The organism is Coprococcus intestinihominis (genome assembly GCF_040096555.1).
In the GTDB taxonomy this organism is placed as follows: domain Bacteria; phylum Bacillota; class Clostridia; order Lachnospirales; family Lachnospiraceae; genus Coprococcus_A; species Coprococcus_A intestinihominis.
In genome coordinates, this window is the sequence record NZ_JBBMEK010000187.1 from 1 (window position 1) to 6618 (window position 6618).

The window sequence follows — 6618 nt, forward strand, 5'->3', positions numbered from 1 at the left end:
TGAGGCTGAGCTTCTGGCAGGTTAAAATGGGGAGAAATTTCTCATTTTAACTTGTACTAAATCTTGACATAGGACCAGTGTTCGTCCAGTGTACATACCAAACTGTGGACGTCTGTTTTCTTTGGTATAGTCTACAAACAGGTTATAGAATGCATCTGTGCCTATCATTTTTCTTAATCTACCAAGCTGATCTGATACCAATGCATTCATAGGATATAACATCATTGCACGAACGCCTCGCTTTGACCAAGATTCTGCGCTCATTTTTGCTTCTCTTACCAGTTTACTTATCATTGGCCACATAAAACATTCTGTTTTACCAGAACCGGTTCCTGTGGCAACAAATAAGTCCTTGCCACTATAAAAAGCCTCTAAAGCTTCGATCTGATGAGAATATGGATTTTGGTAGACACCTAACCCACACTCTATCATCTCACCAAGTATTTCTTTTACATCTTCAGGTATGCTCTTACTTTTACTTATCCCGCTAATTACTGAGACATATGCTGGATTCGCTTCTATATACGGCTCTTTCCACATAACGCCCTGTAACTCCAGCTCATCCTTGCATAAATTTCTCAACTCATCATTCTTTCCAAAATAGGCTGTTTCTATATATTCAATCAACCGACCTTTTAATGCCTTATGAGTATTTTCGATACTATATTCATCCATAACTTATTGCTCCTCAATTTTCATTCCAAGGTTTACTTCCAATGTGTGCTTGATATTGGGCCACACTTCTACTGGAACAATATAATTTAATTTATCCATATAATAACGTAAAGGCCAACAATACGTCTCCATAAGAATTTCTTCCTTTATTGGCAAACGACACATCAATTTTAATTCAACAACATCGCCTCTAGTTTTATATTTAACAACAGCTTTATTATTGCACATCATTCGCAAACCCAATATAATACGTCGTTCTTCTTTTGTTTCACTTAATAATTCCTGAAGCTGAGAATTTAACCATTCTCCCTCTTTATTCTTTTTGAACAAGTAGTATTCATGAAGTCCATTATAAAGTGAGATTCGACCCAAATGATAATCCATTCCATTTGGAGGGAAATCCACCCAAGACTTATAGGGAGCTTTTTTACTATATGCATCAAAGAACTCAAATTTATCAATATCCTTTACAGTATTCCAAATTGCTGTTTTCAGAATCCATGCCATATATTGTTCTAAGGAAAATTCATCATAATCTTTTTTTACAGCTTCCGTTTTGACAATTTTTGTAATTCCAACATATTTAATTTGATTAGAAATACTGTCCACCGAAGTTCCAATCACTCTATCAAAACGATCATTTATGTTAATTCTCTCAGTTGATGGTATCGTCAAATCATGCGATGGAAGGAACTCAAAATATTCTCCAGCCAATAGCATACGATCTCTAATTTCTTTTACTGGAGCATCGAATTCATGAACCCCTTTTTCATCTTCTAAAAACCATTGTTGCAACGCAGGGGAAGATCCGATAAATGAACGCAATACTTCTATTCCCCTGCGAAGTATATATGCTTTACTTTTACAGAAATAATCGTCCGTCACCTCATCAAAAACCGTAAAGCGCATCCATTCAGCAAGTGCTGAATAGATCAATCGACATTCATAATATGTAGTTAGTTCTCCTTCATACGTATTAACTTTCAAATCTTTTCTCAACTGAGCCATTAATTCAGAATTCATTTATCTAAACCTTCATCCATTATATTAAGTCTTTCAGCAATACTTGATTTTCCTTTTCCTCTTCTAGATTGCTAAGGAAAAATCTTATAGTTTCTTTTGCTAACCCTGACACCTTTCCCCCATTTTCTAGTGCTTTATATATCTCAATGAATTTAGTCACTTCCAAAGCCAAACTTTTTGTCAAATATCCTTCCCTATACAACTTTGAAAAATGTTTCTTATAGATTTTTTTGCACTCTTCTATATTAATGTCAGGCAAATTATCTTGATAAATCTGATTACTGAGCAATATTGGTTCACTAGATTCTAGAGTGATTTTTTCTTCGAAACAAAATGGAATAGCATATTGCAAATAAGCTTTTGAAAGCATATCCAACGTAGCCTTTTCTGCGTAACTAAATATCACTATCGTACCGGGACAACCATGATAAATCGAAGCTATAACTTTATCATCAAAGCGATCGATCAGACCTTCTACAAGAATTGTAATTTCGGGCCTATTATTAATAAAATCGATGACTTCTTTTATTGTATATTTACCATCACTAAGATCAATTGTTGTGACACATTTTCCATCAGTAAGTGCAGATATAGAATCACCTATTTTTCTTGCAGAAAAAGAATCAATAAGCATCACCTTACCTAAACTCTGAGCAGTTAATACAAGCTTTGCTATTTCATATGGATCCTCGAAATACCTGCCAATATTTTCTTTCAAATCCATCAACATATCTTCAAGTTCTTCGGCCGGATCTATATAATCTCCATTTTTAATTGGGGTTCCCTCATGCACAAGCAATTCATTCACATTCTCATGAATTGTTTGTGTTCTTACACCTAATTCCATCTGAGAAGAAGAAAAGGCATTTTCAGCAAACTTGGATTTAAGTAATGCATCCAAACTCATCTGAATTGCGTGTTCTTCAAATTGCTGAAAATAATGATCTATATATGCTTGCAAAACAGATTTTCTTGATTCTAAGGATTCAATCTCTGATTGCAAAACACTTTCTTTTTCAGATAAACTTCTAGCACGCGATTCAAGATTCTGTATATCTTCCGATAATGTTTGTTTCCTTGTTTCGTATTCCGCTTTTAATCTTTCTGTTTGTTCCTCAATCTCAACCAGTAAACGATTCTTCTTTTCTTGATATTCACACTCCAATTGATTGTTGCTTTCATGATATTGTTCTTCTTGTCTTACCTTTTTCTGCTCATACTCCTCATCAAGAGTTCTCATTCTTTGGACGTGTTTCTTATCAGTTTCTCGTTCCCATATTTCTTCCAAAGAATCTTTTTTCCCTTGTATCAAATCACTCAAGCTTCTTATCTCTTGTTGCAGATCCTTTATCTCTTTGGAATGCTTCTTTTTTAACTGTTCTATTTCGACTTGATGTTCTTGTGTCGACTGTTCAATTCTATTTTCATAATCAGCAACCATTTGAACATTGTTTTCTTGTTGCTCGACGCAATATTCAATTCGTGTTTGTTCCGTTGCATCTAATTCGTCACCAACCAATTTAAGCATTATCCAAAAGTATGATAAATCACATGATTTATCAACATCTTTTCTGTACGTCCAATACAAAGATGCGTAACTTTCCGGAACATCATGAGACAATGCGTTTCCTATTTCATTTTCCTTCAGATAATCCTCAAAATGACGTCTAGTATCACATAAATACTTTGATATGATTTCGGTATACTTAACGTCCTGTTTTTTCATAAGCGTTAGAACCATTGCTGGCAACATTTTTTGTACGAGTGGAGATTTTGCATCCATTCTTCCCAATCTTTTTATTTGCTGAGAATACATTTTTTGATTACTCTTTAATGGGATTAAAAGAAGATTAGTACTCATATGCTGAACAACGACTTTAATCTCTTCTTCATCCAATGATTCCAATATTTTTTCATCCAAACTCATTTATAATTCCTCCAAAATCTTAAGGACTGGAACTGGAATTTCATCCTTTTTCAAAAGTTTCTTTATTTCAGCTGAGTTTTCAAATTTTTTATGTAACTTCACCTGATACTTATATGGTATTTTTATTTTTTTTGTATGCGTATAGAATAGAATTGCTTTCAATAGCTCTTCTTCACTTAATCCATTCTCACAATTTGGCGCCTCATCAACATTAAACTCAAATGCGAAATACACAGTTTGATTACTGATAATAATAAGCCAATCTTGATTTGCTATATTTTCAAGTATGATTTCTTTAACACGTTTTTTATACGTTGCTTCTCCACTTCTTTTTAAATATATGTAGTCGAATTCATATGGAAGCATGATTTTAACATCCTCTTCACTATTGTCCAAATCAATACTCTCATATCCTCTTGATTTCATTTCTTGATTTAATTCCAAACTTATGCACTTTTCATTTATCTGGAAATCATGTTTCAAAATATCAACTCCACCAGACACATATTTTCTATCTATGCTAATATAAGTGTCTGAGAATGTTATTAATACTTTTGCTACTCTATCTTTTAAATCCACCTGTTCTGGTATTGCATTGATTCCTCGATATATATACATTTTCGGATCATCATTTCCCGATTCTACCCGTCCGTAAATCCATCTATTATTATTTTTCGTAATGTATCCATTCTCTGTCTTTAGACAAGGCGGCCAAATAGGGATAAATTCCGGTTGTTTTTCTAACAAATGTACTTTTAGCGACTCCCTTAAATATGTGGTAAGTCTAGAGAATTCTGAATCGCTTATCGATGAATCAAATTTTCCTTGAAACACACTGTATTTACTATCTTTCAGGATCAAATTACCTACTCTCTTCATTTTGATTCCTGAAATATAACTAGGAAGACTCGCACTTCTTCTAATCCAATAATACTCAATATCTGTAGAAACCGTGTCACCATGTCTTATTTTCTTTCCACCAAGACCTGTTACAGAAAACAATGCTCCATCGTAGGAGAAACCATCAGCTTCATCTGACCAATAACTCAAAATACTAGCCGAACAATTCTGTGGCTCGTATTTCAAATGGTATTTAGCCTGTCCTAACGGTATATGCAATATAGGAATTAATGTTGTCTCACCATCAATGAAACGTTCACGAGTAATTCTATATTTTTGCTCTGTACCGATGATATGAAAGAACATTTTGTTTTTTTCAGCTTGTTCAAGCACGCTTTTCGGCAAAGTTCTAAACCCCATAAACAGCCTAAAATCACCATTATCATCTTTTCTTAGATATAGTGGCAATCCTATTCTTTCGTACACTGATTGCGTTGGCATTCCATCAACTCTACGATCACATTGAGCTGACACATCTGTTTTTTTATAATGAGCAAAATGATTTGAATACCTGCTTCCTGTAAGATGAACTAATTCACCACATTCAGGACAAATGAATCTTCCTTGAGAATATGATCTTGCTCTAGAGTATTCATCTGCATTTGCTTCTCTCTGTTTTCCTCGCGCGTAACAATCGATAGCAGTTTTCATACATCAACATTCCTTTATTATTAATCTCCGGAATTAAACTCAACTAACTTTTCCCAGTCTATACTTCCATCTTCCTTACAAAAATCAGTTGCAAATTCTCTCAACAAACGATTTGCTGCTTTGTTATAACTTTCCTTATACGATGCAACGTACTGTTCTGGCATTGTTCCCATAAACGTAATTATTTTTTTATAGAATTCTTCATCTCCGGTTAATTCTGCCCAAAATTTCTTTCCAGCAAGTTCCTGATACATCTTTGGCTTACCACGTCCACTTTCTTTTTTCTTTCCGTAGCAGTAACCAATATATGCCTCATATCTTGCTTTAGCCTGTTGTGCCAATTTTGATGCTGCCGTAAAATTTTGTTCTTGACGTTTTTTACTATCAGCATTGAATACAGAGGGCCCACTTTTAACAGCCACAGCATAGATGACATTATTTTCATTGTCTTGAATCATAAGATCGATTCCTTCTGCGAGCGCTTTATTTCCACCACTCGCAGCTATAGCTATAGGCTCAAAAAAACAATTTCCAAAAATAGTTTCTTCGCTAGATGAAACAAATGCGCTTAAAACAGATTCCACTATCTCTGATGCACTCTCCATAGCTTTAGCTCGATACAGATATGGATTTTTTCTTTTCATAACCTTCTTAATATCTAAACCATCAATTTTCACAATCAATGATCCATAAAAATTTTCCAATGCCTCTGCAATAGCCTTTGTAACCGCCTGTTCATCATATGTATTATTAATTGCCATTCTGAGTTCCTCCTATTTCAATTGCCTCCTTAATCTTACTATGTACTCTAGTTCCTCTAAAACGCTTAGTAGGAACAACTGCCGAATTTTCTGCAGTAGAAAGAATAGCTCGTCCTATCGCCTCTGCCAATCCAACAGGTACCGCATTACCAATTTGTCTATATTTTGCAGATGTGTTTCCAACAAACTTCCATTCATCAGGAAACTCTTGGATTCTTGCATATTCTTTTACCGTTAAAGTACGGTCTTTAACCGGATGACACAACATTGTTGCTTTTTGTCCTGGTGACGTTGTTACAGTCGGAGATGGTTGGTTATAAGCTAGTCTTCTATAAAATCCAACTTTTCCTCCCCCCGACTTATATGCTCCTCCCATCGCTTCAGGAATTATCTCTTTTGGTAAATCTTTCCAGTTTCCACCTTCAGGAACCATCTGCAAATATCTTTTTCTATCTGCACTCAGTGTTGCACATTCTGTATCATCTTCTTCAATATCTTTTATTACATCCCCTATAGTTCGCCAACGATAATTTTTGTTCTGATGCTTTTGAAAATGTGTTGGATAAGGCAAAAAGATATCTTCATAATCTCTACTACCAATCAAAACAAATCGTTCCCGAAATTGTGGAACACCATAGTTTACAGCATCTAATACTCCGTACACCGTTTTATATCCTAACT

The 6618-nt window shown here is 34.6% G+C and carries 6 protein-coding genes; all 6 read right to left on the reverse strand.

The features are described 5' to 3' along the window. Positions 1-21: 21 nt before the first annotated feature. A complete protein-coding gene (locus WMO25_RS12945; RefSeq protein WP_349085634.1) occupies positions 22-675 on the reverse strand; it encodes a DEAD/DEAH box helicase in 654 nt (217 codons plus the stop codon). A 3-nt stretch (positions 676-678) separates the two neighbouring features. After that, positions 679-1698 (reverse strand): hypothetical protein, encoded by a 1020-nt coding sequence (locus tag WMO25_RS12950; RefSeq protein WP_235232827.1) that lies wholly within the window; start codon positions 1696-1698, stop codon positions 679-681. A gap of 19 nt (positions 1699-1717) precedes the next feature. Beyond that, complete coding sequence (locus tag WMO25_RS12955; protein ID WP_235232826.1) at positions 1718-3625, reverse strand: coiled-coil domain-containing protein; 1908 nt, start codon at positions 3623-3625, stop codon at positions 1718-1720. Further along, the gene (locus WMO25_RS12960) at positions 3626-5176 is read right to left on the reverse strand and encodes a competence protein CoiA family protein (RefSeq protein WP_235232825.1); all 1551 of its coding nucleotides are present in this window, start codon (positions 5174-5176) and stop codon (positions 3626-3628) included. A 20-nt stretch (positions 5177-5196) separates the two neighbouring features. Continuing rightward, on the reverse strand, positions 5197-5937 hold the full coding sequence (locus WMO25_RS12965; RefSeq protein WP_235232824.1) for a PmeII family type II restriction endonuclease: 741 nt from the start codon (positions 5935-5937) through the stop codon (positions 5197-5199). After that, positions 5927-6618 (reverse strand): DNA cytosine methyltransferase (locus WMO25_RS12970; RefSeq protein ID WP_349085636.1); only part of this gene is annotated, 692 nt, incomplete at its 5' end. The genes WMO25_RS12965 and WMO25_RS12970, both read right to left, overlap by 11 nt.

Bases quoted from the DNA above. Each gene is read 5' to 3' on its own strand.
- WMO25_RS12945 (WP_349085634.1), bottom strand. From the start codon at position 675: ATGGATGAATATAGTATCGAAAATACTCATAAGGCATTAAAAGGTCGG.
- WMO25_RS12950 (WP_235232827.1), bottom strand. From the start codon at position 1,698: ATGAATTCTGAATTAATGGCTCAGTTGAGAAAAGATTTGAAAGTTAAT.
- WMO25_RS12955 (WP_235232826.1), bottom strand. From the start codon at position 3,625: ATGAGTTTGGATGAAAAAATATTGGAATCATTGGATGAAGAAGAGATT.
- WMO25_RS12960 (WP_235232825.1), bottom strand. From the start codon at position 5,176: ATGAAAACTGCTATCGATTGTTACGCGCGAGGAAAACAGAGAGAAGCA.
- WMO25_RS12965 (WP_235232824.1), bottom strand. From the start codon at position 5,937: ATGGCAATTAATAATACATATGATGAACAGGCGGTTACAAAGGCTATT.